Source organism: Nonomuraea rhizosphaerae (assembly GCF_019396405.1).
Classification (GTDB): Bacteria; Actinomycetota; Actinomycetes; order Streptosporangiales; family Streptosporangiaceae; genus Nonomuraea; species Nonomuraea rhizosphaerae.
The window spans coordinates 23,454-48,328 of sequence record NZ_JAHKRL010000363.1 but is presented as its reverse complement, the minus strand read 5'-3'; the positions used below and the strand labels follow the sequence as shown (position 1 = coordinate 48,328).

The window sequence follows — 24,875 nt, the reverse complement described above, 5'->3', positions numbered from 1 at the left end:
CCGCTTGGCCACGGCTTCGAGCGGCGCGTCCACCCCGCGCTCGGCGAGCACGGCGCGGGCGGCCGCCACCAGCGCGTCGCGGTTGCGCTGGGCGTCACGGCGCATCATGCGGCCCATCCTATCCAAGTCGAGGCTCACCCTCGATTTCCATGCTAACCTGAGGCACGCCCTCGACTTAAGGAGTCCGTCCCTCATGAAGATCGCTGTCATCGGCGCCGGTCCCGGCATCGGGCTGGCCGTCGCCCGCAGGTTCGGCCGGGAGGGCTTCAGCGTGGCGCTGACCGCGCGAGACGCCACCCGCCTGGCCTCGCTCGTGGCGGCTCTCGGTGAGGAGGGCGTCCCGGCCTCCGCGCATCCCGCCGACCTGACCGATCCCACCGCCCTGTCGGCCGCTCTCGACGGCATCGGCCCGGTCGACGTCCTGGTCTACAACGGCGGCGGCACCGCCCGCTCCCGCACCTCGGCCCTCGGCGTCACCCCCGAAAGCGCCCAGGACGCCTTCGACGGGGCGGTGCTGGGCGCGGTGACGGCGGTCCGCGCGGTCCTGCCCGGCATGCTCTCCCGCGGCTCCGGGACGCTGCTGTTCACCTCGGGCATCTCGGCCGTGCACCCGATCGACTTCCTGGGCAACATCGGCATCGCGGTCGCCGGTCTGCGCAACTACGCGCTCGCGCTGGCCCAGGCCGTGGGGCCGCGCGGCGTCCACGTGGGCCACGTGCCCATCGCCGCCGCCGTCGCCCCCGGCTCCCCCGCCTCCCCGGAGGCGGTCGCGGAGACCCACTGGCGCCTGCACACCGACCGGGATCGGCATGAGGTGATCCTGGGCGACCTGGCCACGGTGCAGGCCGCGATCGCCCAGCTGACGTCCTCCGACAGCTGACGGGCCGCGTTCCGGTGTGCGGAGAAGGAGAAGCGCCTGTGCAACGGTCGTCAGGGGCGGGTGGTGTGACGGGGGCCGGGGTCGAGGACGGCGTAGGCGTCGCGCACCCACTCCGTGAGCACCGGCCGCGTCCGCGACGGGTCGATGATGTCCTCGACCAGAAACGCCTCCGCCGTGCGGAAGGGCGACCTGACCGCCTCCAGCCGCTGGGCGATCTCCGCCTTCAGCTTCTCCGCCTCCGGGCCGGCCTCGGCCAGCATGCGTTTGAAGGCGACCTCCAGCCCGCCCTCGACCGGCAGCGACCCCCAGTCGCCCGAGGGCCAGGCGACGCGCAGCCCATACCTGTCGTGCGGCCGGTGCGCGGCTCCGGCGACGCCGAAGACGCGGCGGACCAGCACGGACGCCCACGGCACCGTCGACTGGTAGACGGCGGCCAGCGCGCGGGCGCCGTGCCGGATGGTCCCGGCGCGTTCGGCGGCGGTGCCGATCACGAAGCCGGGCTGGTCGACGAGGTGCACCACCGGCAGGTGAAAGGTCTCGGCCAGATCCACGAACCTGGCCATCTTGTCCGCCCCCTGCGCCGTCATCCCGCCGCCGTAGACGCGCGGGTCGGCCGCGAGCACCGCCACCGGGTGCCCGTCGAGCCGGGCGAGCGCGGTGATCGTCGACGGCGCGAACCTTCTGCCGAGCTCCAGCACGCTCCCGCCGTCGAAGACCAGGTCGAGCACGCGCCGCATGTCGTACGGCTTGCGCCGGTCCCGCGGGACGAGGCCGCTCAGCTCCGGCGACTCCCGGTCCGGCGCGTCGTCGGCGGCCGTGACGGGCGGCCTCTGCCAGGCGCTCTGCGGCAGGTACGACAGCGCCCGCCTGGCCAGCCCGAACGCCTCCTCCTCCGACCCGGCGACCAGGTCCACGGTCCCGGCGGCCGAGATGGCGCGCCATCCGCCGAGCTCCTCCTTGCTGACGCTCTCCCCCATCCCGGCCTCCACCACGGCCGGCCCGGCCACGAACACCTGCGACAGCTCCTTCACCATGATCGAGACGTGCGAGGTGACCAGCCGCGCCGCCCCGAGCCCGGCGACGGGCCCCAGGGCCAGGGCGATCACGGGGACACGGCCGAGGTTCGCCACGACCTGGTCCCAGCCGGGGTTGTGCGGCACGTAGGTGCGCCCGTAGTCCTCCAGCTGCTTGACGCTCCCCCCGCCGCCGGTCCCGTCGATCAGCCTGACCAGCGGCACCCGCATCTCGCCCGCCATCCGCTCGGCCAGCACCTGCTTCTCGTGGATGGCGGCGTCGGCGGCCCCGCCGCGCACGGTGAAGTCGTCACCCGCCACCACGGCCCGGCGCCCGGTGATCACCGCCCTGCCGATGATCACGTTCGACGGGGTGAAGTCCTCCAGCCCCGCCTCCCCGTACACGGCACGGCCGGTCAGCGCGCCGACCTCCTGCCAGCTGTCGGTGAGCGCGGCGAGGCGCTCGCGGATCGTCAGGCGTCCGGTCGCGTGCTGGCGGGCGATCCGCTCCTCGCCGCCCATGCGCTCGGCCAGCCGCTTGCGGCGCTCCAGTTCGGCGAGTTCGGGTTCCCACACAGCGATCCGTCCCTTCGTGAGGTGCTTGCCGGTCATGGCGGTGCAGACCACGCGCGCGGCCTGCTCGCTCTGGTTGCCTCGGCCCTCTGGGCTGTTCTGGTGTTGCGGGTTGCTCTGGCTTCTTGGGGTGCTCTGGCTCTTTGGGGTGCTCTGGTCGGTCACGCTGCCATACCGGCTGGTCGGTACGCTAGCCGCCGCCCAGCGCCCCGTAAACGACCGCGACCGGCAGACCCCCTCCCGCGACCACACCGGCGGGGCTCTGGAGACGAGCCGATCGCCGCTCACGCCGATCCGGTACCCAGCCGCTCGAAGGGTGCGCCGCGTGCGCGGGCGAAGCGGGCGCTCACGACAGCCGGGCCGGTCCCGGTCGTACCCGGGCGCTCAGAGAGCACGCCGAACGTGTGGGCGGGGCAAGCACGCGCCATGGCCGGGCCGGCCCTGGCGGAACGCGCCCGATGCGAGAGCACGTCGCACGCGGGGCGCGAGCTGTCACACCAGGACACCCGGATTGAGGATGCCGTGCGGGTCCAGGGCCTGCTTGGCCGCGCGCAGGGCCGTCGCGAACGGGTCCGGGCGTTGCAGGTCGTAGTGCGGCCGGTGGTCGCGGCCGACCGCGTGGTGGTGGGTGATGGTGCCGCCGTGCCGCAGCAGCAGGTCGGAGACACGTCGCTTGAGGTCGTCCCACTGGGCGACCTCCTCACCCCGTACGGCGGGCACGACCACCGTGTAATAGGGCGCGGGGCCGTCCGGGTAGGCGAAGGCGAAGCGGCAGGTCGCGCTGGTCTCCGCCATGACGGCCTCGTGCAGGGCGGGGAAGCGGTCCCAGGTGACGGCCGTCTCGAAGGTCTCGGCGATCAGGCCCAGCCCGGGATAGGCGTTCCTGAGATAGGGCATGCGGGTGAAGGCGTTGCGCCACGCCTGGTCCTGACGCTGACGCCCGCCCCCCGTAACGCCGTCACCCGTCGCGCCGCCATCCGCCACGCCGCCGCGTCGAGTCGCTTCGTCCGGGCGGCCTCCGTGCGAGGCGGTGATCTGCAGGGCGCGGGACAGCCAGGCGTCCACCGGATGGTCGGCGGACTCGAAGCCGACGATCAGCACCGCGTGCCGCCCGTCCCCGCCCGACGTCAGCGCCGCCTCGCGGGCGTCCAGGAGCCGGCAGTTCGACGGGTGCAGTCCCGACTGGGCGAGGTCGTGGACGGCCGCGACCGCCGCCCGCCACTCGGCGAACCGTACCGGCACCGACACCTTGTACACAGGCCGGCGCTGCAGCCGCACCCAGGCCCGGGTGATCACGCCGAGGGCGCCCTCGGAGCCGAGCAGCCAGCGGTCGGGCGAGGGGCCGGCGCCGGAGCCGGGCAGCCTGCGCGACTCCCAGACGCCCGCCGGGGTGACGGCCCGCACCGACTCGACCAGGTCGTCGATGTGCGTGTGGAGGGTGGCGTAGTGCCCGCCCGCCCTGGTCGCGATCCATCCACCGAGCGTCGAGAACTCGTACGACTGCGGGAAGAACCTGAGCTGCAACCCCTCCGGGAGTTGCCCGTTCAGTCCCGGACCGGAGGCGCCGGCCTCGACGAGGGCGGCGCGGGAGTCGGCGTCCACCGACAGGACGCGGTTCATGCGGGTCAGGTCGAGGCAGAGAGCGGGCCCGTCGAAGCGGGCCTCGACGCCGCCGACGACGCTGGTGCCGCCGCCGCGCGGGATGACCGCGACCTGGTTGGCCGCCGCCCATTCCAGCGTCCGCTCGATCTCCGACTCGTCGCGCGGCCGCGCCACCAGGTCCGGCGCGGGGCCGAAGTCGCCGCGATAGGCCCTGATCAGGTCCCGGTACGCCTGACCGTACGTGTGCCGGGCCCGCTCGTACGGCTCGGCGTCGCAGAAGTCCTTCAACGCCTCGGGCACCGGCAGCCGGGGCGGCGGCAGGCGTACCCGGTCGAAGGGGACAGGATCCTCCCAGGTGGACATGTCACCCAGACCGGTGTGCTCATTGACCAGCCGGGCGGTCTCCCGCAGCTCGTCCAGCTTCGGCTCGGCGCCCCACGCCCAACAGCTCACAGCCATAGGAAGATTGTCATATCAAGGTCAGGATCGATGACACCTCCCCTCGCGACCGGATCCGGACACGATCGATGTCATGCGAAGAATCCTCCCGGCTTTCGGGCTTGCCCTGCTGTCGCCTCTTGTTGCCGAGTTCCTGCTCGGCGACTTCCCGATCAGCTCGCTGCACTTCCTGCTCATGCTCGCCCCCACGTACGGCGGCGCTGCGCTGCTGATCCGCGAGGTGGCGCGCAGGGCGGGGCTCGGCTGGCCGGCGATCGTGCTCATGTCCCTGGCCTACGGCGTGCTCGAGGAGGGGATCATGACGATGTCGCTGTTCAACCCCAACTACGCCGGGCAGCGACTGCTCGATCCCGGGTACGTCCCGGCGCTGGGGATCGGGGTGCCGTGGACGCTGTTCGTGCTGGCGCTGCACACCGTGTGGAGCATGAGCGTGCCGATCGCGCTGACCGAGGAGCTGACGGGCGAGCGGCGCACCACACCGTGGCTCGGCAAGGTGGGCCTGGCCGTGACGGCCGTGGTGGCGGTGCTGGGCGCGGCGATGACAACGGTGTTCAGCTACATGAACGGCTTCTTCCTGGCCTCCGTCCCGCAACTGGTGTCGATCGTGGTGATCGTGGTGGCGCTCGTCGTGCTGGCCTTCCGCCTCCCCCGGGCCGGCGGCCCCGGCCCGCGCCGGGCGCCCGCGCCGTGGCTGGTGCTCGTGGTGACGCTGGTGGCGGGCCTGGTGTTCGAGGCGTCGACCCTGCTGCCGAACGCCCAGGTCGCGCTGACGATCGCGGTGCTGGCCGGGGCGGAGATCGGGATGGTGGCGCTGGCCCTGATCTGGTCGGCCAGGCCCGGCTGGGACGGCAGGCACCGGATGGCGCTGGCCGGTGGGGCGCTGCTGACCTACGTGTGGCACGGCTTCCTCTCCCATCCGCTGGTGCCGAGCACACCGGCGGTGGACCTGGCCAGCCACATCGTGTTCGGGCTCGGCGCGGTGACGCTGCTCGTCCTCGCCGCCCGCCGCGCCACCACCAACGACCTTCGGGCCGCCGCCCCTCAGAGCCGGTAGCGAGCGTCCTCTCCTGGCCCTCTCCTGGCCCTCTCCTGGTCCTCTCCTGGCGCCCGCTTCTCAGAGGAGCTGGTCTCTTCTCACGCGGCCCTCCCAGAGCGACGACCTCCGGTGGTCACCGTGCTTACTTGGCCCTCTCCTCGCACGCTCCACTCCCAGAGAGCTGGCTCCTCCCCGCGAGATCGTCTCGGCGTCAGCGGTCGCCCTGCGGAGTCGGTGCCCGAAATGCTGCAGCTTGCCCTGGATCCCGAAATGCCCTCAGCTTGCTCCGGACGAGGAGAGACGTGATCGCCGCACGGACTGTGAGACGGCAACCGGCTGTGAGACGGCAACGGACGGCGGGACGGCATTGGTGGCGCATTCGGCCTGATCAGCGTGACCGCGCCACCGTCGTGATCAATCGTCGTGACTATGTGACCGACGTGGGCGATCGCCGTGGCGGGGCGACCGGCGTGGTCGGTCAGCGTGACCGTGTTGCCGGGGTGGTCAACCGGCGTGGAGCGCCGCTACAGGGCGGAGACCGCGCGGGCGGCCATGCCGGGGGCCAGTCTCACGCCGGACCCGGAGCCCGCCAGCATGGCCGCGAGGCGGGGCGCGCGCCACACGTAGGGCAGGCGGTCGTCCGTGTACCGGTCGCAGAACGCCTGGCCGCCGACGACGCGACCGGCGGCGGCCGTGCACCTGGCCGCCAGGACGGCCACGCCGGAGCGCCGGTCGGCCTCCTCCAGCGAGCCGTCCAGCAGGTCCGGATCCTGTCCCCAGCACCTCCGGTTGAAGCTGACCATCGCCGTCCCGTCCGTGCTCGGCAGCACGTACAGGTCGTCCTCGGGGAAGAAGACGATCGGGTCGCCGGCGCGTACGGGAAGCGCCACCCGGAGCGCGGCCACCCGCTTGACCACCGAACGCGTGAACGGCGCGGGTGTCGCCGGCAGGTGCGGCAGCCGCCAAGGACCGGTCGCCAGGATGACCCTGCGCGCCCTCCAGAGGTCGCCGCTCTCGCAGGCCAGCTCGTACCAGGGTTCGCCGCCGCGAACAGCGGTGACGTGGTGCGGCGTGGCGAGGCGCGTGCTGGCCTTCATGGGGCCGGCGCGCAGCAGCTCACGTACGAACTCCCGGGACGGCAGCACGGAGCCGGGCTCGTCGTGCGTCACGACGAGTTCGTGGGCGCCGATCCGGACGTCCGGCAGCATGCGGCGCACGGTGTCCATCTCGGCGGGAGACGCCTCGCGCAGCTTCCGCTCGCCGAGTTGCGCCTGCAGCGCGGGCAGCCGGTCCTGGCCGGTGACGTAGACGATCCGGATGCCGCGTGCCAGGCTCGCGGCGGGCTCGCCGGCCAGCCGCCGCCATTGCCGTTCGCATTCCTCGATCAGGTCACGGTGGGCGGGCGTGAGGGCGAAGGGGATGTCGGCGGCGAGCGACCAGCCGGTGGCGCCCGCGGCCGGGCCGGATCGGTCGAGCAGCAGCATGTTCCAGTCCGGGTGCCGCCGGGCGGCCTCGTCACCGGCCAGGCAGCCGAACATCCCGCCGCCGACGATCGCCAGGTCGTAGACCGTCATCGGGGTCGCCTCCACCAGATGCTGAGCACCTCCAGCAGCTCGGTGCCGGTGTTGCGGACCTGGTGGGGCACCTGGCTGCGGAGCAGGACCGTGTCGCCCGCCTTGACCGGCAGCTCCTCACCTCCGGAGAGCAGGGTTCCGGCCCCGCGGTGGATGAACCACATCTCCACCACCTCGTGCTGGTCAGGGTCGGTGATCGCGCCCTGCGGCACCGTGAACAGCGACGAGGAGAAAGGGGCAGGATCACAGAGCAACTCGGCGACCGCCACGCCGGACGCGGATACCGCTGGGGTGTCGTGGTGCAGGCGTATCGGTGAGCTGGGAGCCTTCATCGGGGCATCCTTCCTGGCCGACTTCCTGACTTACTTCCTGGCCGGACGGCCGGTCGTCTCCCTGGCCGTACGGTCGGCCGTTCTTCCGGCCGTTCAGCTGAGCGTCTCGCCGGCCCTCTGGCCCGCCGTTCTTCCGGCCGTTCGGCTGAGCGTCTCGCCGGTCCTGTGGTCGGCCGTTCGCTTGACCGTCTTGCCGGTCCTGCGGTCGGTCGTCCTCCGGGCCGTTCGGCTGAGCCTCTTCCTGGCAGCGCGTCCGGCGGCCTTCCCGTCCGTACGCCTGGCCGTTCGCCTGGCCCGGTGGCCGGTCATCCTCTCGGCCGTACGGCCGGTCATCGTCCTGGCCGTACGGTCGGGTGTCTTTCCGATCGTGCGCCCAGAGGGCCTCCCGTCCGTTCGACCGGCCGTCTTCCTGGCTGTGTGGTCGGCCATCGCGCTCCCAGGTGATCGTCGTGGCCGATCCTTCGATGTCGTAGACCTCCTGGCCAGCCAGCGCGTTCAGGATTCGGGCGCTGCGCCAGGACAGCAGGCTGAGGTTGGGGTCGGCGACCCCGTGCGTGTGCTCGGCGGCGTTCTGGACGAACAGCTGCAGTCCGGCGGGGGCGTCCCACCGCACCGAGTAGTCCTCGCGCACGTCGAAGCCGCGGCCGGTGAAGCTGAAGCGGCCGCGGATGGGCTCCAGGTAGGCGGGGAAGTCGCTGGTGTAGCCGGTCGCGCAGATCACCACGTCGCAGCGCAGGACCTCCGTCCTGTCGAGATCCAGGTCGTGGACGGACGCCAGGACGCGGCCGTTCCTCTCCTCCAGGCCGAGCAGTCTGCGGCTGGTGAGCAGGCGGTGCCTCATGCGCTCGCCGTCCTGGACGTCCAGGTCGTACAGGCGGCGGTAGATCGCCTGCAGGAGCGACTGGCTGATCCCGTTGCTGGCCAGCCGCTGCTCGCGCAGCAGCCCCTCGCGTCTGGCGGGGCTGAGGCGGTGGAAGTAGCCGACGTACGAGGGGTTGAACCACTCGTTGGTGAACGGGGAGTCGTCGAGGGGCTGGAAACCCGGCCCGGACGACAGCCAGGTGAGCGACTTGGGCAGCTGGGAGTCGTCGCAGCTCAGGTGGAGGAAGGTCTCGGCCGCGCTCTGTCCGGCCCCGACGACGAGCACGTCCTTGGCGCGTACGCGCGGGTTCACGGTGAGCAGGTCGGCGCTGTGGAGCACCCGGCTGCCGCGCAGGCGGCGGGCGAAGTCGGGCATGGCGGGAGTGCGCCCGGTGCCCACGACCACCGTCCTGCTCCTGAACCTGCCGCCGTTCACCGTCCTGACCTCGAACGCGGCCGGGCCGTGCAACTGGACCCCCTCGACCTGGCAGCCCCACCTGATGGTCCGCAGCTCCGCGGCGACCCAGCGGCAGTACGTCTCGTACTCCTGGCGGGAGCAGCCGTCACGACTGGCCACGAGGAAGCGATACAGACGCCGCTGCGTGGCCAGGTAGTTCAGGAAGGAGTAGCGGCTGGTCGGGTCCACCAGGGTGACAAGGTCCTTGAGGTAGCTGACCTGCAGCTGCGCGCGGGGCAGCATGAGGCCGGGGTGCCACTGGAACTGCTCGCGCCGCTCCATGAAGACGCCGCGCAACCAGGGGACGGGGTGGCTGAGCGCGGCCAGGCTGAGGTTGGCCGGGCCGACGCCGACCCCGATGAAGTCGCATTCCTGCGGGGACTGCCGGGTGCGGCGGTTCATCCGGCTCTCGCCCAGAGGAGCGGGCAGTCGGCTGGAAGGTTCCCCGGGGTCAGGGGGACCGGGACGGCCATGGCGGCCACGTCCTGCCAGGGCGTGTCCGCGGGGCCGTGGTCGAGGCGCAACGCGGTCCACAGCTCCTGCGCGAGGTCCGGAGCGATGGGGTACAGCCCGGCCGCGAACCCGGCGGCCACCGCCAGCTCGGCGCGTACGCCCTGGATGTACGCGCCGCCGGGCACGTCCCTGAGGGCGTCGAGGCCGCCGCCGAACTCCCTGGCGTCCTCGGCCAGCTCATGGAGCAGCAGGAGGGCGCGGCGCGGCGAGAACTCCTCGGCCGAGAGGGCGAGGTCCACGTCGCTCAGGACGTCCTGCGCGCGGCTCAGGAACCGGACGGTCAGGAGGTCCGTCTGGTGGTCGCCGGACGACTGTCCGACGACATGGGCGATGTCTCGGTGTCCCTCGGTGTGGGTGGCATCTCGGTGTCCCGCGACATGAGGGGCATCTCGGTGTCCCGCGACATGGAGGGCGTCTCGGTGTCCTTCGGTGTGAGGGCGCGGGTGTCCCCCGGCGGGGTCGCGTCGGTGCTCTTCGGCCTGGTCGCGTTGATGCCCCATGGTGGAGGCGCGGCGGTGGTGCGCGGCGGCGGTGCGGCGGTCGGAGAGGGCGGTCAGCCAGGTGCGCCAGCTCGCCGGCAGCCCCGAAGCGTGGAAGGCGTCGAAGTCCTCCCAGGTGAAGCCGGTCTGCGCGGTCGACGGCCGGGTCCAGGCGACGTACAGGCGCAGCAGCGAGGGGGGCACCGTCTCCAGGGCGTCCAGCAGCCAGACGGCGTGGTCGCGGCTGGTCGAGAACTTCCCGCCCCCCAGCCGGTAGAACTGGTTGCAGATCAGCGCCGAGGGCCCGGCCAGCTCGCGGTCGTAGGCGTGCAGGACCGTCGGGATCAGCATGCTGTGGAAGAACCCGCCGTCGAAGCCGATGAACTGGACGACCTTGCTCGGTGCCCGCCACAGCGCCATCCAGTCCACGTCGGCCGCGAGCTGCCGGGTCGCCGTGAGGTAACCGACGGCCATCTCCATCCAGACGTAGACGCAGTGGTCGTCGAACCCCTCGACGGGCACGTGCAGGCCCCACGTCGTCGGATGGCTGACCGCGATCTCGGGGAGCGGGGCGGCCAGCAGCCGGGAGGTGAGGGCCGTGAGGTGGTGGTCCATGGTGGTCTGGCCGAGATGCTCCTCGATCCGTTCGCGCCAGGGTTCGAGCGGCAGGTACAGCCGGGGGCACGGGCGGATCTCGCAGGCGGTTCCGCAGGTGACGCAGGCAGGTTCGCGCAGGTCGCGGTTGTCGTTGGGCAGGCCGCACTCCTCGCAGGAGTTGCCGCCGGACGTCCGTCCGCAGTGCGGGCAGCCGCCGGTGACGTACGCCTCGAAGCGCCACGCGCGGCAGCGCGCGCAGTAGGGCAGGCCGGTCGTCCTGGGGACGATCGCGCCCTCGTCGTACAGCTTGCGGAAGATCGTCCGGGTCGACTCGGCGTGCGCGACGGAGCTTCGGGGGAACCAGCACTCGTCGACGACGACGCCGGCCCCGGCCCATGCCCGGAGGATGCGCTCGGTGTACCAGTCCGCGGTCTTGTCGGCGGACCAGGAGCGTCTCGCGGCGGTCCGCTCGGTGTAACTCTGGTGGTCGTCCATGCCCGAGACGCAGGCGACGGCATGGCCGCGGCGTTTCAGGTGTCTGGCGAGAATGTCCCCGCCGAGATAGGGGCCGGAAAGGTGCCCCAGATGCAGATCGCCGTTCGGGGTCGGCGGAGAGGTCGTGATCAGCAAGGCATCACGGTTCATTCGAGCGCGCTCCCGTCAGGGGGGGTGCTGGTCAAGGAGCATTCGCGAGCACAGGACGATGCGTTAATCACTTCCTCACATGGGAGGACAATGGGCGATCTTAACGCTACAAGGCGTGCCGCCTTCCTGATGGTAGCGGTCCGGTAAGTTCTCCCAGACGGGGCGGACAGGCGAATGAGGGTTCACAGTGATTAATTCAACGTGCCGTTCGGGACGCCTTTCGGCGGCGATATTCTCGTGCTGAGATGCGAAAACTCAGGAAAGCGGCCCGGCCGTCGGAGAACTCAACCGTCACGCCGGTAACGGCCCATTGTCGGGAAACTGAAATGTCACGAGTATTCGCGCCGCGCCGGGGGTACTGCACTATGTGCTCAAGGTCATCTGGGCCCGTTCCAGGTTCCCGATCAGTCGAGGTGCGGCATGTCCGACAAATGGGACTTCCTCTACCTCGGACTCCGCCCCTCGCCCCTGGAATGGCGCGCGGAGCTCGACGCGGCGACCCGGCTGGGGCATGGGGTCCAGGTGCTGTCCGACGCCGACCTGGGTCACGTCAGCCTGCCCGGCGTGCGTACGGGCGCCTTCCGATGGCGGGCGGAGGCGGCCGAGTGCGCCAAGGAGATCGTCGCCGGGCTGCGGCGCCCGCCCGCCGTGGTCACGTGCTGGGGCGACCGGTACGTACGACTGACCGCCCATGTGGCCGACGCCCTGGGGCTGCGCGGTCCGGGGCTCGCGGCGGCGACCACCTGCGGCGACAAGGTCGCCCAGCGCCGCGCGCTGGAGCCCTGCGGCCTGAACCCCTGGTGGCGCCCCGGCAGCACGATCGCCGACCTGCGCGCGGCGGTGACCGGCCCGCCCCAGGCCGCCGGGCTGGTCTTCAAGCTCGCCCACACCTCCGGCGGCCTCGGCATCCGGTTCGTCACGCCGGGCTGCGACCTGGAGGAGATCGTCCGGAGCGCGTCACTGAACTACGTGCCGTCGCCGGCGTTCGTCGTCGAGGAGTTCGCCGAGGGCAGTGAGCACTCGGTGGCGGGCGTGGCCGGCGAGGGCTCGATCGTTGTCCTCGGGGTGACGGACAAGACCGTCGGCGAGGACCTCCGTACGCACACCACCGTGTTCCCCTCCGCTCTGCCCGGGCCGAGGCTGGAGGAGGTGGTGCGCGCGGCCGAGGCCGCGGTGCGGGCCGTCGGGCTGTGTTCCGGCGGCTTCCACGTGGACCTGCGGCTGACCACGACCGGCCCGGTCGTGCTGGAGGTCGGGGCGCGGCTCGGCGGCGACCTGATCAACTCCCACCTCGTGCCGCTGGCCACCGGCGGCCGGACCCGCCCGTACGAGGCGGTGCTGGAGGTGCTGGCCACCGGCCGGCTGCCCGCGCCGCCCCGCGTCACCGGCGCGGCCGGGATGCTCGTGCTGCCGGCCCACGAGACGCGAACCATCACCGGGATTCCCCAGGTCAGCGCGGTCACCGACTGGTCGGCGCCCGAGTCGGCACAAGTCGCGGTGGTCGTCGTGGCGGACGACACAGCGGCGTTGGAGGCCGCGATGGAGGAGGTACGGCAGCACGCGTCCACGTCGACCCGGAGGTGCTGAAGGCATGCGCGCCACTCTGGAAAGCCACGCCGCGAAGGGGTTCCTGCCCGTCGCGGTCACCGGCGACGAGGTGATCCTGCGGCGGATCCCGCGTCCGGTCCTGCTCGGCGAGGTCTGGTACGCCGACGTCGTCGAGGTGAGCGGCGGCATGGAGGAGACCTGCTTCCCGCTGGCCGACTTCGTCCGTCAGGCGCGAAAGATGGAGCCCGAGGGGCCCGCCCGCTTCATCGGCCACACGATGCGGTGCGGCTCCACCCTCATGGCCAATCTCGTCGCGCTCCGCCCGGACACGATGGTGCTGAAGGAGCCGTACTTCCTCGTCTCGGCGAGCCGGAACGCCGTTTACGCGACCGGCCCGGCGGAGCGGGAGTCGGCGTATCGCCTCATTCGCGCGCTGGTCGCCTATTCGGCGGCCACGGCGGCGATGTCGCGGCGCGCCCTCGTGGTGAAGCTGAGAAGCTGGATCGCGCCGGTGGTGCTCGCCGCGACAAGAAATGCCGACGCCCGCTGGGTGCTTCTCTGGCGCGAGCCGGAAAGGGTGATGGCGGCCCTGCGCGACGTGCTGCCGCCCTGGTGCGACATGAACGAGGAGGAGCGCGCGCTGCGCACGTACCTGGAAAGTGAGGGGTATGTCGCGAAGGGCGCGCCGGAGGGTCTGCTTGAGCTTTACACCGGCGTGTGGAACGCGACGGCGGAGCTTTTCTCCGGCGATTCCGGAACGGGGGTGGCGTGGCGGGCAATGGAATACGGAAGTCTTGCCGCCGACGCGGCGAGAACATTCCACGCGCTCGAATCCTGGTTCGCCCTGCCGCAATCGGAGAAACTCCCCGACAATTTCGACGAGGAAACGCTCAGGTATTCCAAGGGACTGGCCACCGAGAGGTTCGAGCCGGCCGGGACGCATTATCGGGCGCCGTTGAGTGCCGGCCAGCGCGAGTTCGTCAGGCGCAGGACGGAGCGGAATCTCCACGCCCTGCGCTCCCTGTCCGCCGACCGACTGCTGCTGCCCGCCTAGCCCCGCGGGCGGCGGCCGGAGCACCACGTGGAGGGAACCATCATGCGCATCACCCGCCTCACGGCCCGGATCGGCGCGGAGGTCGGCGGCGTCCGCCTCGGCGGCGGCCTGCCCGCCGACGTCGTCGCCGAGATCCGCCGCGCCCTGCTCAGCCACAAGGTGCTCTTCTTCCGCCACCAGGACCACCTCGACGAAGGTGAGCAGGTGGCCTTCGGACGGCTGCTCGGCGACCTGACCACCGCCCACCCGACCATGCCCGCCCACGACGAGAACGCCTACATCTTCGACATCGACTACCTCGGCGGCAAGAAGGTCGACCGCTGGCACACCGACGTCACGTTCGTCCCGCGCCCGCCGATGGCCGGGATACTGCGGGCGCTCGTCGTCCCGTCCGCGGGCGGCGACACCCTGTGGGCCAGCACCGTCGCGGCCTACGAGCACCTGCCCGCCGAGCTGCGCGACCTTCTCGACCGGTTACGCGCTGTGCACACGAACCAGTACGACTACGCCCGCGTGGTCGACGCCGACGATCCGGAGCAGTCGAGGGAGCGGTACAAGGCGTTCACCTCCACGGTGTACGAGACCGAACACCCTGTCGTCCACGTCATCCCGGAGACCGGGGAGCGGGCGATCCTGCTCGGCTACAGCGCCAAGTACGTGCAGGGCATGTCCGCGCAGGCCTCCGCCTCCGTCCTGGAGCTGATCCAGGACCAGGTCACGCAGGTGGAGAACACCGTCAGGTGGCGCTGGGCGGCCGGCGACGTGGCCGTGTGGGACAACCGCGCCACCCAGCACCGCGTCGTCCACGACTTCGGCCGCGAACGACGCCGCCTGCACCGGGTCGCGCTCGCCGGCGAGCTGCCGGTCGGCGTGGACGGCAGGCCGAGCCGCGCGGTGGCCGGCACGAAGGACACGGTCACGGTGTGACGGCACGTCCGCGGCCGGCGTGGCGGGCCGGGGAGTCAGAGCCGGTAGTCGAAGGTGTACGAGTGTGAGCCGTCGGGGGCGATGACGATGTCCATCTCGCCCCTGAGGCCGCTCAGCTCCCCGGTGGCGGAGTCCGGCACGACGCTGACGCGCAGCGACTGCTCCCCCCTGTCGCCCACCGCGGAGTGCTGCAGCACGAAGCTGCCCTGCCTGCCGTCCAGGCTGCCCGCGACCCGCTCCATCGCCACGTACGCGCGGGAGTCCTCCACCGGCGTCCCGGCCACGAGCATGTGGACCACGCTGGTGCCGGTCAGGTCGCCGTGGAAGGTCTTGTTCAAGGTGACGTGGCCGAACGAGACGCCGTCGCTGTCCTCGTACGGGGAGTCGGGGGTCCAGCCGGCGGTGTCGAAGGTTCCCTTTGCTGTCATGCGTACCATCGTGGCGGCCATACCTGTCAGATACGGTCAGGTACCGCTGAGCATCGCCACGACCGGGGCGAAGTTCTCCATGGCCTGGGCGTTCACCGACACGTACGAGATGCCGAGCTTGTCCCTGCGCTCCAGCAGGACGCCGGCCATCTGGTCCACGGTCCCGGTGAGGACTCCGGCGCCCTGGTACGGACTCGCGCCCACCGCGGCCAGGGACAGGTGCAGCTCCAGGCGGTCGTAGCGGTCGCCGGCCAGTTCGTACAGCTCGTCCAGCATGGCCGCCACCCGCTCCTCCGGGCACCACGGCGGCACCTGGAGCGCCACCGTGTCGGCCTTCTCGGCGGCCACCTTGAGCAGGCCGCTGCACGACACCGCGATGAGGACGGGCACGCCGTCGGCGCCGGGCAGGGCGCGTACGGCGTCGACCGTCCTGGTCAGGCGTTTGAGCTGGTCGGCAGGTGTGTCGCCGGTCGTGGGCTGGTCAGCGGTCGTGGGCCGGTCGGCGGGGGTGTCGACGGTCGTGGGCGGGGCGGCGCCCAGGCCCAGCTCGAACCGGCCGCCGCTGAGCGCGCACAGCCCGGCCGCCGCACGCGCGACGCGCTCCGGCGTCCAGGACGGGGCGTCCACGACGTACGTGCCGACGCGCAGCGTGGTGGTCGCGGCGGCGACGGCCCCCAAGCCGCCGAACGACGCCACCGCCCCGGACGCGGACACCGTCCCTGAAGACGCCACATCCGGAATGCCGGACGCCCCGAGCGGCCCCGCCGGCCCCGGCACCAGCAGCGTGTCGAAGCCGAGCCCCTCCACGCGGCGCCCCAGCTCGCCCCACGCGTCGGGATGGAGGTCATGACCGGCCACCACGCCGAATCTGAACGGATGCGTACGCATGCTCCCACGATCGGCCACCCGCGCCCCCGGTACATCGTCCGCGAGACCGGTGATCCGATACCGCGCCAGGCGCAAACGCCCGCTCCCCGCCTACTCCCCCAGCAGTACGCGCACGAAGTCGTTGCGGAACTTGCCCGCCGGGTCGTAGCGCCGCGCCAGCGTGGAGAAGCGCTCCGGGCAGGCGGGGTACCGGGTGAACAGCTTCCCCCAGTGCGGCCGTGGCTCGAACTCCGCCAGCCGCTCCTCCACCAGCCCGATCACCGGCAGCACCCCGGCCCAGTCCTTCTTCCAGGTGAAGTGGATGCCGACGGTGTCGCGACCGCGGTAGGGGCTCAGCCACAGCTCGTCGGCCGCGATCGTGCGGACCTCGGAGATCTGCAGCACCGGCCGGATGCGGTCCGCGATGCCCCGCAGCGAGCGGATCGCCTCGGTGGCGTGCTGCCTGGGCAGCAGGAACTCGGTCTGCAGTTCGTCGCCCGCGCTGCTCGGCGGCGAGTCGGCGCGGAAGTGCGGCAGCCGGTCGTACCAGGGGCCGGGGACGCCGAGCTGCTCGGTGCAGCTTCCGGGCGGCATGCCCGGCACCGGGTGGCGCGGCCCGTCGGCGGCGCGGGTCCCGTGCCAGTCCCCGGCAGGCAGCTCGGTGCGGCGCTTGATCCACACGTTGGCGGTGTCCCGCCAGTCGGTGAACAGGCTGACGCTGTACCCGTCCGACATGACGGCCTCGAAGTCGAAGTCCTCGGGCAGGCCCTCACGTACGTACTGGCGCAGCTCGAAGGCGGGCACCAGGTCGAGCGTGACCGAGGTGACCACGCCGAGCGCGCCGAGCGCCACGACGGCGCCGGGGAAGTCGTCGTCGTCGCGTTCGAGCGCGACCACGGAGCCGTCGGCGGTGACCAGCTCCAGCGCGGACACGGCCGAGGACAGGCTCTGGTTGGCGACGCCCGAGCCGTGCGTGCCGGTCGCGACCGAGCCAGCGACCGAGATGTGCGGCAGCGACGCCATGTTCTCCAGCGCGAACCCGTTCGCGTGCAGCACGGGCGCCAGCTCCGCGTACGTGGTGCGCGCCCCGACGCGCACGCGGGCCGCGTCCTTGTCGATCTCGATCGGGTACGGGAGGCGGTCCAGGGTGACCAGGTCACCTGGGCCGTCGGCGACGTCGTTGAACGAGTGGCCGCTGCCCAGCGCCCTGATGGCGGCCGAATCGGCGACCAGGTGCTGGAGTTCGTCGAGCGTGGAGGGATGGTGAACGGTCAGCGCGCGGAACGTGATGTTCCCCGCCCAGTTGGTCAGCGTCACCGTGCCACCCTGCCATACGATTTGTCAGCGCCCGCGTGCGGGCGGCTGGTTTCGGCCATCGGTTCGGCCATCGAGGAGATCATCGTGCTCTACCTGTCCGAAGCTTTCGGCCTGGCCACGCTCGTGCTGTGGCTGTACTGCCTGTTCGATGCGATCACCACGCCGGACGAGATGTGCCGCAACCTGCCGAAGATCGTGTGGATCGTCATCGTGCTGCTGTTCCCCCTGGTGGGATCGGTCGTCTGGCTGATCGCGGGCCGGCCGCAGCGGGTGCCCCGGCAGGCGGGCGGCGGCTCGTACCCGGCGTTCGACCGGCCGGGCCCCGGGCAGGACCGGCCGGGTCCCGCCGTGCCGTCGAACCCGGACGACGACGAGGAGTTCCTGCGCCGCCTGCGCGAGCGGGCCGAGGAGCAGCGCAGGAACGCCCCGAAGAAGCCCGAGGAGGAGGACTGAGCGGCGGCGATGACCGCGACGACCGCGTACCGGATCCTGGCCGTGGACGACGACCGGGCCATCCTGCGCTCGCTGCGGCGCGGGCTGCGGCTGGAGGGGTTCGCCGTGGACACCGCCGGCTCGGGGCGGCAGGCGCTGGAACGGGCGGGCGAGGGGCCTGACGCGATCATCCTCGACGTGTCCATGCCGGAGATGTCGGGCATCGAGGTGTGCGGCAGGTTACGGGAGGCCGGGTCGGAGGTTCCGGTGCTGATGCTGTCGGCCATGGACGAGGTGGCCGACCGCAGGGCCGGGCTGGCGGCGGGCGCCGACGACTACGTGGTCAAGCCGTTCGACCTGGGCGAGCTGGTGCTGCGCCTGCGCGCCCTGTTGCGCCGGGCCGGACGCGCACCCGGCGCGGCGGTGCGGGTGGGGCCGCTGGCCGTCGATCCGGACGCGCGCCGGGTCACGTTGCGGGGGCGGGAGGTGGTGGTGACGCGGCGCGAGTTCGACCTGCTGGAGGTGCTGGCGCGTAACTCCGGCATCGTGCTGTCCCGCTCGGTGCTGCTGGAGCGGGTGTGGGGCTACGACTTCGAGGTGACCGGCAACGCGGTGGACACGTTCGTCGGCTACCTGCGGCGCAAGCTGGAGGCGGACGGCGAGCCGCGCATGCTGCACACGGTACGCGGCGTCGGCTTCGTGCTGCGGGAGCCCGGGGGTTCGCGGCCATGAACCTCGCGCTGCGGGACCCCCCGCCGTGAAGCTGTCCACGCGGTTCGCGCTCTGCCTGGCCGTCGCCGTCCCGCTGCTGGTCGCGCTGGCCGGGCTGGTGGTGCTGGCGCTGGTGTCGCAGGACCTGCGGGCCGAGCGTGACGACCGGCTGGCCGCGCGGCTGCGGGCGCTGACCCCGGTGGCGGCGTCGTACACGTGGCGGGCGCGCGTGCTGCCCGCCATCCCGCCCGACTTCCTGCAGCAGCGCCTGGTCACCGCCGCCGGTTCGGGCGGCGCGTGCGTCGTGCTGAAGGGGACGAAGCTGCTGGTCATCGGCGACGTGCCGGGGACGCCGCCGGCCGGGGACGGTCCTGGCGACCACGTCGAGGGCGAGCGGCGCTGGCGGTTCGTGGCCGGGGCCGTGGGGTGGCAGGGGGACGCGCGGCTGATCCTGTTCGAGCCGGAGGAGCGCCTCGGCGACCAGATCGCGGCGCTGGCCCAGCGGCTGGTGCCGGTCACGGTGGCGGCGGCGGGCGTCGGCGTGGTGGCGGGGCTGGCGCTGGGCGCGTTCGCGGTGCGACCGCTGTCACGGCTCGGCCGGCAGGCCCGTACGATCGGCGCGACCGCCCGCGCCGACGACGCCCCCGCCCGCACAAGCGATCCCCGCGCCCGCACAGGCGCCGCCCGCACCGCCGATCCCCCCGACCGCACAGGCGCCGCCCGCACTGCCGATCCCCTCCCCCGTACGGAGACGCGCCTGACCACGACGGCCGGTGTGGCCGAGATCGACGAGCTGGCCCGGCTGCTGAACGACCTCCTGGACCGCCGGGACGCGGCCGTCGCCCGCACCGGCGAGGCCCTGGAGACGGCGCGCGCCTTCGCCGCCACCGCCGCCCACGAGCTGCGCACCCCGCTGACCAGCATGGGCCCGAACCTGTCCCTCCTCGACCACCCCGGCCTGGACCCCGCCGAGCGCGCCGAGATCATCGCCGACCTGCTCGCCGAGCACGGCCGCATCCAGCGCCTGATCACGATGCTGCGCTGCCTGGCACGCGGGGAGCTGATCGACCCGGCCGCGTTCACCGAGGCCGACGTGGCGGAGATCGTCAACGACGCGGTGGAGGACGCCCGCCGCCGCCACCCGAAGGCCACGATCACCACCGGGCTCGCGGACGGCGCGCGGGTGCGCGGCTGGGCCGAGGGGCTGCGGATGATCGCCGACAACCTGCTCGACAACGCGGCCGTGCACGGCTCCGCCGCGATCACCGTGACGGTGGAGACCGGGGAGGAGGCGGTCGTCCTGGCCGTCCAGGACGACGGTCCCGGGGTGCCGCCGGAGGACCGGGAGGCGATGTTCGGCCGCTTCCGCCGCCGCTCCGGCAGCCCCGGCTCGGGGCTCGGGCTCACGCTGGTACGGCAGCAGGCGACGCTCCACGGCGGCGGCGCCACGCTGGGCGTCCCGCTCGACGGGCCCGGCACGCGCGCCGAGGTGCGCCTTCCCAGAAGAACCGGTCCGGCGGAGATCGCACGGTCCTGGCTGGAGTAACCCGCCCTGCCAGAAAGCCCTGCCATGAAGCACCGCCAGAAGGCCCCGCCACAAGCTCTGCCAGAAAGATGCCAAGAAGACGCGCCACCATTCCGCCCGGAGCACTCACCCTTCGGAGGAGAGAAAAGATGCACATCGCCCGTTATGTGCTACCCATCACGCTGCTAGCAGTCCTGACCGGCGCGCCTGCCACCTCAGCCGCCGCCAGCCCCGTGTCGAAGGCCGAGCGCGCCGACGTGCTGCGACCGTCGGCACATCCGGTCAAACTACGCACCGCGCCCAGGAAGCTCACGGTGACCTACACTTACCAGGGCCAGGAGCACACCCTGAACGACTTCCTGTCCCGCACGAGGACCAACGGCTTCGTGGTCCTGGACGGCCAGGACGTCGTCCTGGAGCGGTACCGGGACGCGACCCGCGACACCCGGTTCCAGTCCTGGTCGATGGCCAAGTCGTTCACCTCGGCCGCCGTCGGGATCGCGCTGGCCGAGAAGCGGATCGGCTCGGTCGACGACCGGGTGGACAAGTACCTGCCCGAGCTGGCCCGCTCCGGCTACGCGAAGGTGACCGTCCGCGAGCTGCTGCGCATGTCGTCCGGCATCGAGTGGGACGAGCTGACGGACGCGCCGCGCCTGCAGGCCGCGGTCAACAAGGGCGCCTCGGTCAGGAAGCTGGCCGCCCGTCAGGTGCGCGGGTGGGAGCCCGGCAGCAGGTTCGAGTACACGAGCATGAACTCCTTCGTCCTGGCCCGGCTGCTCACCAAGGCGACGGGCGTGCCGTACCACCGGTACGTGGAGCGGAAGATCTGGCGGCCGGCCGGGATGGAGTCCTGGGCGACCGTCGGCCACGACTCGCGCGGCGACAGCCTCGGGTACTGCTGCTACTACGCCACCGACCGTGACTTCGCCCGCTTCGGGCTGCTGTACCTGCGCGGCGGCAAGGCCGGCGGACGCCAGGTCGTCCCGGCGTCCTGGGTGAAGGCGTCGCTCCAGCCGTCCCCGGCCAACCCCGGCTACGGCCTGCACTGGTGGCTGGGCGGCAGCGGCGGGGACTTCATGGCGGCCGGGTTCGGCGGCCAGTACATCTACGTCTCGCCCAAGCACGACGTGGTGATCGTCAAGTCGGTCACCTCCGGCGGGCGCCCGGACCAGCAGGAGGCCCTGACGGCCTTCCGCGCCGTGGCGGCCGAGGTCGCCAGGACCCGCTGACCACCGACCGCCGAACTACAGGCAACGGCGATCTTGCCGGTGGGCACCCCACCGGCAAGATCACCGCGTCACAGGCCCTGGGCCAGCCGGTAGTACGCCTGGTTCCAGCGCAGCTCCTTCGCGAACGACCTGGGCGTCGTGTCGGCGTCGATGACCAGCAGCTCCACCCCGAGCATGTCGGCCAGGTCGGTCAGCTCCTCCACCCCCACGACCGTGGACAGCACGGTGTGGTGCGGCGCGCCCGCCGTCAGCCAGGCCTCGGCGGAGGTGCGCAGGTTCGGCCGGGGCCGCCAGACCGCGCGGGCGACCGGCAGGGCGGGCAGCGGGTGCGGCGGCGGCACGACGTCGATCTCGTTGGCGACGAGCCGGAACCGGTCCCCCATGTCGGCCAGCCCGATCGTGATGCCCGGCCCCGGCGCGGCGTCGAACACCAGCCGCACCGGGTCCTCCCGCCCGCCGATGCTGAGCGGGTGGATCTCGCACGACGGGGTGCCGGCGGCGATCGACGGGCACACCTCCAGCATGTGCGCGCCGAGGATGAGCTCCTCGCCGGGCGTCAGGTGGTAGGTGTAGTCCTCCATGAACGACGTGCCGCCCGGTTTCATGGCCTTGAGCGTGCGCAGCAGCACCGAGGTCTTCCAGTCGCCCTCGCCGCCGAAGCCGTACCCGTCGGCCATGAGGCGCTGCACGGCCAGGCCGGGGAGCTGGCGCAGGCCGCCGAGGTCCTCGAAGTTCGTGGTGAACGCCTTGAAGCCGCCGGCCTCCAGGAAGCCGCGCAGCCCCAGCTCGATCCTGGCGGCGTAGCGCAGCGACTCGTTGCGCTCGCCGAGCAGCTCGGGGGCCACCCGGTACTGTTCGGCGTACTCCTTGACCAGCGCTGTCACGTCGCCTTCCGAGGCCGCGTCCACGGCCTCGACCAGCTCGTTCACGCCGTACGTGTTGACCGAGACGCCGAAGCGCAGCTGCGCCTCGACCTTGTCGCCCTCGGTGACGGCCACGTCGCGCATGTTGTCGCCGAACCGGGCCAGCCGCAGCGTGCGCACCTCGGCCAGGCCGGCGGCGGCCCGCGTCCAGGACAGGACGCGCTCGGCCACGTACGGGTCGCTGACGTGCCCGGCCACGGTCTTGCGCGGCACCCCGAGCCGGGTCTGCACGTGGCCGAACTCGCGGTCGCCGTGGGCGGCCTGGTTGAGGTTCATGAAGTCCATGTCGATGGAGCTCCACGGCAGCTCCACGTCGGCCTGCGTGTGCAGGTGCAGCAGCGGCTTGCGCAGCGCGTCCAGGCCGGCGATCCACATCTTGGCCGGGGAGAAGGTGTGCATCCAGGCGATCACGCCGCCGCACGAGTCGTCGGCGTTGGCCTCCAGCATCACCCTTCTGATCGCGGCCGCGTCGGTGAGCACGGGCTTCCACTCGACGGGCATCGGGAGCTGCGCGGCGATCCGCTGCGACTGCTCGGCGACCTGGCGCAGCGTGTCCTCGCCGTACAGCCCCTGGCTGCCGGTCAGGAACCAGATGTTCAACGCGGGCTCCTCTGTCCGTAGACGTTCTGATAGCGGTCGTACAGGTGGTCGACGTCGGCCTGCGCGATGGCCAGCGGCTCGCCGAGCTGCCGGGCCACGTGCACGGTGCGGGCCACGTCCTCGCACATCACCGCGGCCTTCACCGCCGCCTTGGGGGTCGGGCCGATGGTGAAGACGCCGTGGTTCTGCATGAGCACGGCCTTGGAGCGGTGGCCCTTGAGCGTCGCGACGATGCCCTGGCCGATGGAGTCGTCGCCGATCAGCGCGAACGGCCCGACCGGGATCTCTCCGCCGAACTCGTCGGCCATGGCGGTCAGCACGCACGGGATGGCCTCGCCGCGCGCGGCCCAGGCGGAGGCGTACGTGGAGTGGGTGTGCACGACGCCGCCCACCTCGGGCAGGTGGCGGTAGACGTAGGCGTGGGCGGCGGTGTCGCTGGAGGGCGCGTGCTCGCCCTCGACCAGGTTGCCGTCGAGGTCGCAGACGACCATGTCCTGCGGGGTCAGCTCGTCGTAGGAGACCCCGGACGGCTTGATCACGAACAGGTCCTCACCTGGGACCCGTCCTGACACGTTCCCGGCCGTCCAGGCGACGAGGTTGTTGCGGACCAGCTCCGCGTGCAGCTCGCAGACGACTCGCCTCATGGCCGGTGCGCCTCGTTCCTGATGGCGCGCAGTGTGTGCAGCATCCTTCCGTCCCCGAAGTAGTCGTGCAGCTCGCGGTACTCGGCGTAGAGGCGGTCGTAGGCGTCGGCCCGGCCGGGGTCCGGCGTGTACGCGTTCTCCTGCCGCGATCCCATGGCCGTGGCGGCCTCCTGGACGTCCTCGTACGCGCCGGCGGCCACGGCCGCGTGGACGGCCGAGCCGAGCGCGGGCCCCTGGTCGGAGCCGATGACCGACAGCGGCCTGCGCAGCACGTCGGCGTAGACCTGCATGAGGAAGGCGTTCTTCAGCAGCCCGCCGGCGACCACGAACTCCCGCACCGGCACGCCGGACGCCTCGAACGTCTCGACGATGACCCGGGCGCCGAACGCGGTGGCCTCGATGAGCGCGCGGTAGACGTCCTCGGGCCTGGTGGCCAGGGTCTGGCCGACGACCACGCCGGACAGGTCGTGGTCGACCAGCACCGACCGGTTGCCGTTGTGCCAGTCGAGCGCGACCAGGCCGTGCTGCCCCACCTGCTGTGCGGCGGCCAGCTCGGTCAGGTGGTCGTGCACGGACAGGCCGCGCTCGGCGGCGGCGGAGGCGTACGAGGCGGGCACGGCGTTGTCGACGAACCAGGCGAAGATGTCGCCCACGCCCGACTGCCCGGCCTCGTAGCCCCACAGCCCGGGGACGATGCCGTCGCGGACCACGCCGCACATGCCGGGCACCTCGGAGAGCTGGTCGGAGGGCATCACGTGGCAGGTGGAGGTGCCCATGATCGCGACCATCTGGCCGGGCCGGACCGCGTCGGCGGCGGCGGAGGTGACGTGCGCGTCCACGTTGCCGACGGCGACGGCGATGCCCTCGGGCAGTTTGGTCCACTCGGCCGCCTGGGCGGTCAGCCGGCCGGCGAGCCCGCCGAGCGGTGCCACCTCCTGGCCCAGTTTCCCGACAAATCCGGAAAAGTCGGGGTTGAGCGCCGCCAAGAACTCCGCAGACGGATAGTGCCCGTCCTGATAAATGCCCTTGTATCCGGCGGTGCAGACGTTGCGCGTCTCGACGCCGGCCAGCTGCCAGATGATCCAGTCCGCCGCCTCGACCCACCGGTCGGCGCGGGCGTACGTCTCCGGGTCCTCTTCCAGCAGTTGCAGCCCCTTGGCGAACTCCCACTCCGAGGAGATCTTGCCGCCGTACCGGGGCAGCCAGCTCTCCCCCCGCTCGGCGGCCAGCGCGTTGATGCGGTCGGCGTGCGCCTGCGCGGCGTGGTGCTTCCACAGCTTGGGCCAGGCGTGCGGGCGCTCGGGCGTCAGGAAGCACAGCGGCGTGCCGTCGCGGGTGGTCGGCAGCACCGTGCAGGCGGTGAAGTCGGTGCCGATGCCGACGACCTGCGCCGGATCGACGCCCGCCGCCGCCACCGCGTCGGGCACGGCGGTGCGCAGCACGTCCAGCCAGTCCTGCGGCGACTGGAGCGCCCAGTCCGGGCCCAGCCGGATACCGGTCCCGGGCAGCCGGTCCTCGATGACCCGGTGGGTGAACTCGTGCACCGCGGTGCCGGCCTCGGCCCCGTCGGAGACGCGCACGACCACGGCGCGCCCCGACAGCGTGCCGAAGTCGACGCCTATCACGTACCTGTCGCTGTTAGCGTTCAC

General features: G+C 72.1%; 21 protein-coding genes. 9 read left to right on the top strand and 12 right to left on the bottom strand.

The window, feature by feature from the left end; genetic code table 11:
• Positions 1 to 193: 193 nt before the first annotated feature.
• Positions 194 to 880 carry an SDR family NAD(P)-dependent oxidoreductase gene (locus KME77_RS18335; RefSeq protein ID WP_219469036.1) on the top strand — a complete coding sequence of 229 codons (687 nt, stop codon included), beginning with the start codon at positions 194 to 196 and terminating at the stop codon, positions 878 to 880.
• 50 nt (positions 881 to 930) lie between these two features.
• On the opposite strand, the gene KME77_RS18330 is transcribed toward KME77_RS18335, so the two are convergent.
• Complete coding sequence (locus KME77_RS18330; protein ID WP_219469032.1) at positions 931 to 2,469, bottom strand: acyl-CoA carboxylase subunit beta; 1,539 nt, start codon at positions 2,467 to 2,469, stop codon at positions 931 to 933.
• Between the two features lie 489 nt (positions 2,470 to 2,958).
• Complete coding sequence (locus tag KME77_RS18325) at positions 2,959 to 4,527, bottom strand: FAD-binding oxidoreductase (RefSeq protein ID WP_246610071.1); 1,569 nt, start codon at positions 4,525 to 4,527, stop codon at positions 2,959 to 2,961.
• A gap of 73 nt (positions 4,528 to 4,600) precedes the next feature.
• Here KME77_RS18325 and KME77_RS18320 point away from each other — a divergent pair, with 73 nt between their 5' ends.
• Positions 4,601 to 5,581 (top strand): AF_0692 family protein, encoded by a 981-nt coding sequence (locus KME77_RS18320; protein WP_219469028.1) that lies wholly within the window; start codon positions 4,601 to 4,603, stop codon positions 5,579 to 5,581.
• 506 nt (positions 5,582 to 6,087) lie between these two features.
• Here KME77_RS18320 and KME77_RS18315 read toward each other — a convergent pair.
• The 4 genes from KME77_RS18315 to KME77_RS18300 are packed head-to-tail and all read right to left on the bottom strand — an operon-like array spanning position 6,088 to position 11,021.
• Positions 6,088 to 7,137: an FAD-dependent oxidoreductase gene (locus KME77_RS18315; protein WP_219469025.1), complete on the bottom strand. Its 1,050-nt coding sequence runs from the start codon at positions 7,135 to 7,137 to the stop codon at positions 6,088 to 6,090.
• On the bottom strand, positions 7,134 to 7,406 hold the full coding sequence (locus tag KME77_RS29935) for a cupin domain-containing protein (protein ID WP_219469022.1): 273 nt from the start codon (positions 7,404 to 7,406) through the stop codon (positions 7,134 to 7,136). The genes KME77_RS18315 and KME77_RS29935 overlap by 4 nt, the downstream gene beginning before the upstream one ends.
• Positions 7,381 to 9,189 (bottom strand): lysine N(6)-hydroxylase/L-ornithine N(5)-oxygenase family protein, encoded by a 1,809-nt coding sequence (locus KME77_RS18305; RefSeq protein ID WP_219469019.1) that lies wholly within the window; start codon positions 9,187 to 9,189, stop codon positions 7,381 to 7,383. Before KME77_RS18305 ends, KME77_RS29935 begins: the two co-directional genes overlap by 26 nt.
• Entirely contained in the window at positions 9,186 to 11,021 is a 1,836-nt protein-coding gene (locus KME77_RS18300; protein WP_219469014.1) for a class I tRNA ligase family protein, read from the bottom strand. Before KME77_RS18300 ends, KME77_RS18305 begins: the two co-directional genes overlap by 4 nt.
• 420 nt (positions 11,022 to 11,441) lie before the next feature.
• On the opposite strand from KME77_RS18300, the gene KME77_RS18295 reads away from it, so the two are divergent.
• Genes KME77_RS18295 through KME77_RS18285 form a run of 3 tightly spaced genes read left to right on the top strand, consistent with a single transcriptional unit; the run spans position 11,442 to position 14,550 of the window.
• Positions 11,442 to 12,608, top strand: a complete 1,167-nt coding sequence (locus tag KME77_RS18295) for an ATP-grasp domain-containing protein (protein ID WP_219469011.1) — start codon at positions 11,442 to 11,444, stop codon at positions 12,606 to 12,608.
• 4 nt (positions 12,609 to 12,612) lie between these two features.
• On the top strand, positions 12,613 to 13,623 hold the full coding sequence (locus KME77_RS18290; protein WP_219469008.1) for a hypothetical protein: 1,011 nt from the start codon (positions 12,613 to 12,615) through the stop codon (positions 13,621 to 13,623).
• A 27-nt stretch (positions 13,624 to 13,650) separates the two neighbouring features.
• Complete coding sequence (locus KME77_RS18285) at positions 13,651 to 14,550, top strand: TauD/TfdA dioxygenase family protein (protein WP_308250754.1); 900 nt, start codon at positions 13,651 to 13,653, stop codon at positions 14,548 to 14,550.
• 35 nt (positions 14,551 to 14,585) lie between these two features.
• Here KME77_RS18285 and KME77_RS18280 read toward each other — a convergent pair whose 3' ends face one another.
• The 3 genes from KME77_RS18280 to KME77_RS18270 form a co-directional block, all read right to left on the bottom strand.
• Positions 14,586 to 14,978, bottom strand: coding sequence for a DUF3224 domain-containing protein (locus KME77_RS18280; protein ID WP_246610070.1), 393 nt, complete (start codon positions 14,976 to 14,978; stop codon positions 14,586 to 14,588).
• A gap of 36 nt (positions 14,979 to 15,014) precedes the next feature.
• Positions 15,015 to 15,866, bottom strand: a complete 852-nt coding sequence (locus tag KME77_RS18275; protein WP_219469006.1) for an LLM class flavin-dependent oxidoreductase — start codon at positions 15,864 to 15,866, stop codon at positions 15,015 to 15,017.
• Positions 15,867 to 15,956: 90 nt separating this feature from the next.
• Positions 15,957 to 17,162: an FAD-binding protein gene (locus KME77_RS18270; protein ID WP_219469003.1), complete on the bottom strand. Its 1,206-nt coding sequence runs from the start codon at positions 17,160 to 17,162 to the stop codon at positions 15,957 to 15,959.
• A 21-nt stretch (positions 17,163 to 17,183) separates the two neighbouring features.
• On the opposite strand from KME77_RS18270, the gene KME77_RS18265 reads away from it, so the two are divergent.
• The 4 genes from KME77_RS18265 to KME77_RS18250 all read left to right on the top strand — a co-directional run bounded on the left by KME77_RS18265 (position 17,184) and on the right by KME77_RS18250 (position 21,059).
• On the top strand, positions 17,184 to 17,615 hold the full coding sequence (locus KME77_RS18265) for a PLD nuclease N-terminal domain-containing protein (RefSeq protein ID WP_246610068.1): 432 nt from the start codon (positions 17,184 to 17,186) through the stop codon (positions 17,613 to 17,615).
• A gap of 9 nt (positions 17,616 to 17,624) precedes the next feature.
• Positions 17,625 to 18,326, top strand: coding sequence for a response regulator transcription factor (locus tag KME77_RS18260; RefSeq protein ID WP_219468995.1), 702 nt, complete (start codon positions 17,625 to 17,627; stop codon positions 18,324 to 18,326).
• Positions 18,327 to 18,351: 25 nt separating this feature from the next.
• Positions 18,352 to 19,851 (top strand): sensor histidine kinase, encoded by a 1,500-nt coding sequence (locus tag KME77_RS18255; RefSeq protein ID WP_219468991.1) that lies wholly within the window; start codon positions 18,352 to 18,354, stop codon positions 19,849 to 19,851.
• Between the two features lie 128 nt (positions 19,852 to 19,979).
• Positions 19,980 to 21,059 carry a serine hydrolase domain-containing protein gene (locus KME77_RS18250; RefSeq protein ID WP_219468989.1) on the top strand — a complete coding sequence of 360 codons (1,080 nt, stop codon included), beginning with the start codon at positions 19,980 to 19,982 and terminating at the stop codon, positions 21,057 to 21,059.
• Positions 21,060 to 21,127: 68 nt separating this feature from the next.
• On the opposite strand, the gene araA is transcribed toward KME77_RS18250, so the two are convergent.
• Genes araA through araB form a run of 3 tightly spaced genes read right to left on the bottom strand, consistent with a single transcriptional unit; the run spans position 21,128 to position 24,875 of the window.
• Positions 21,128 to 22,582, bottom strand: a complete 1,455-nt coding sequence (araA, locus tag KME77_RS18245) for an L-arabinose isomerase (RefSeq protein WP_219468985.1) — start codon at positions 22,580 to 22,582, stop codon at positions 21,128 to 21,130.
• Entirely contained in the window at positions 22,579 to 23,226 is a 648-nt protein-coding gene (locus KME77_RS18240; RefSeq protein WP_219468983.1) for an L-ribulose-5-phosphate 4-epimerase, read from the bottom strand. The genes araA and KME77_RS18240 overlap by 4 nt, the downstream gene beginning before the upstream one ends.
• Positions 23,223 to 24,875 (bottom strand): ribulokinase, encoded by a 1,653-nt coding sequence (araB, locus tag KME77_RS18235; RefSeq protein WP_308250753.1) that lies wholly within the window; start codon positions 24,873 to 24,875, stop codon positions 23,223 to 23,225. The genes KME77_RS18240 and araB overlap by 4 nt, the downstream gene beginning before the upstream one ends.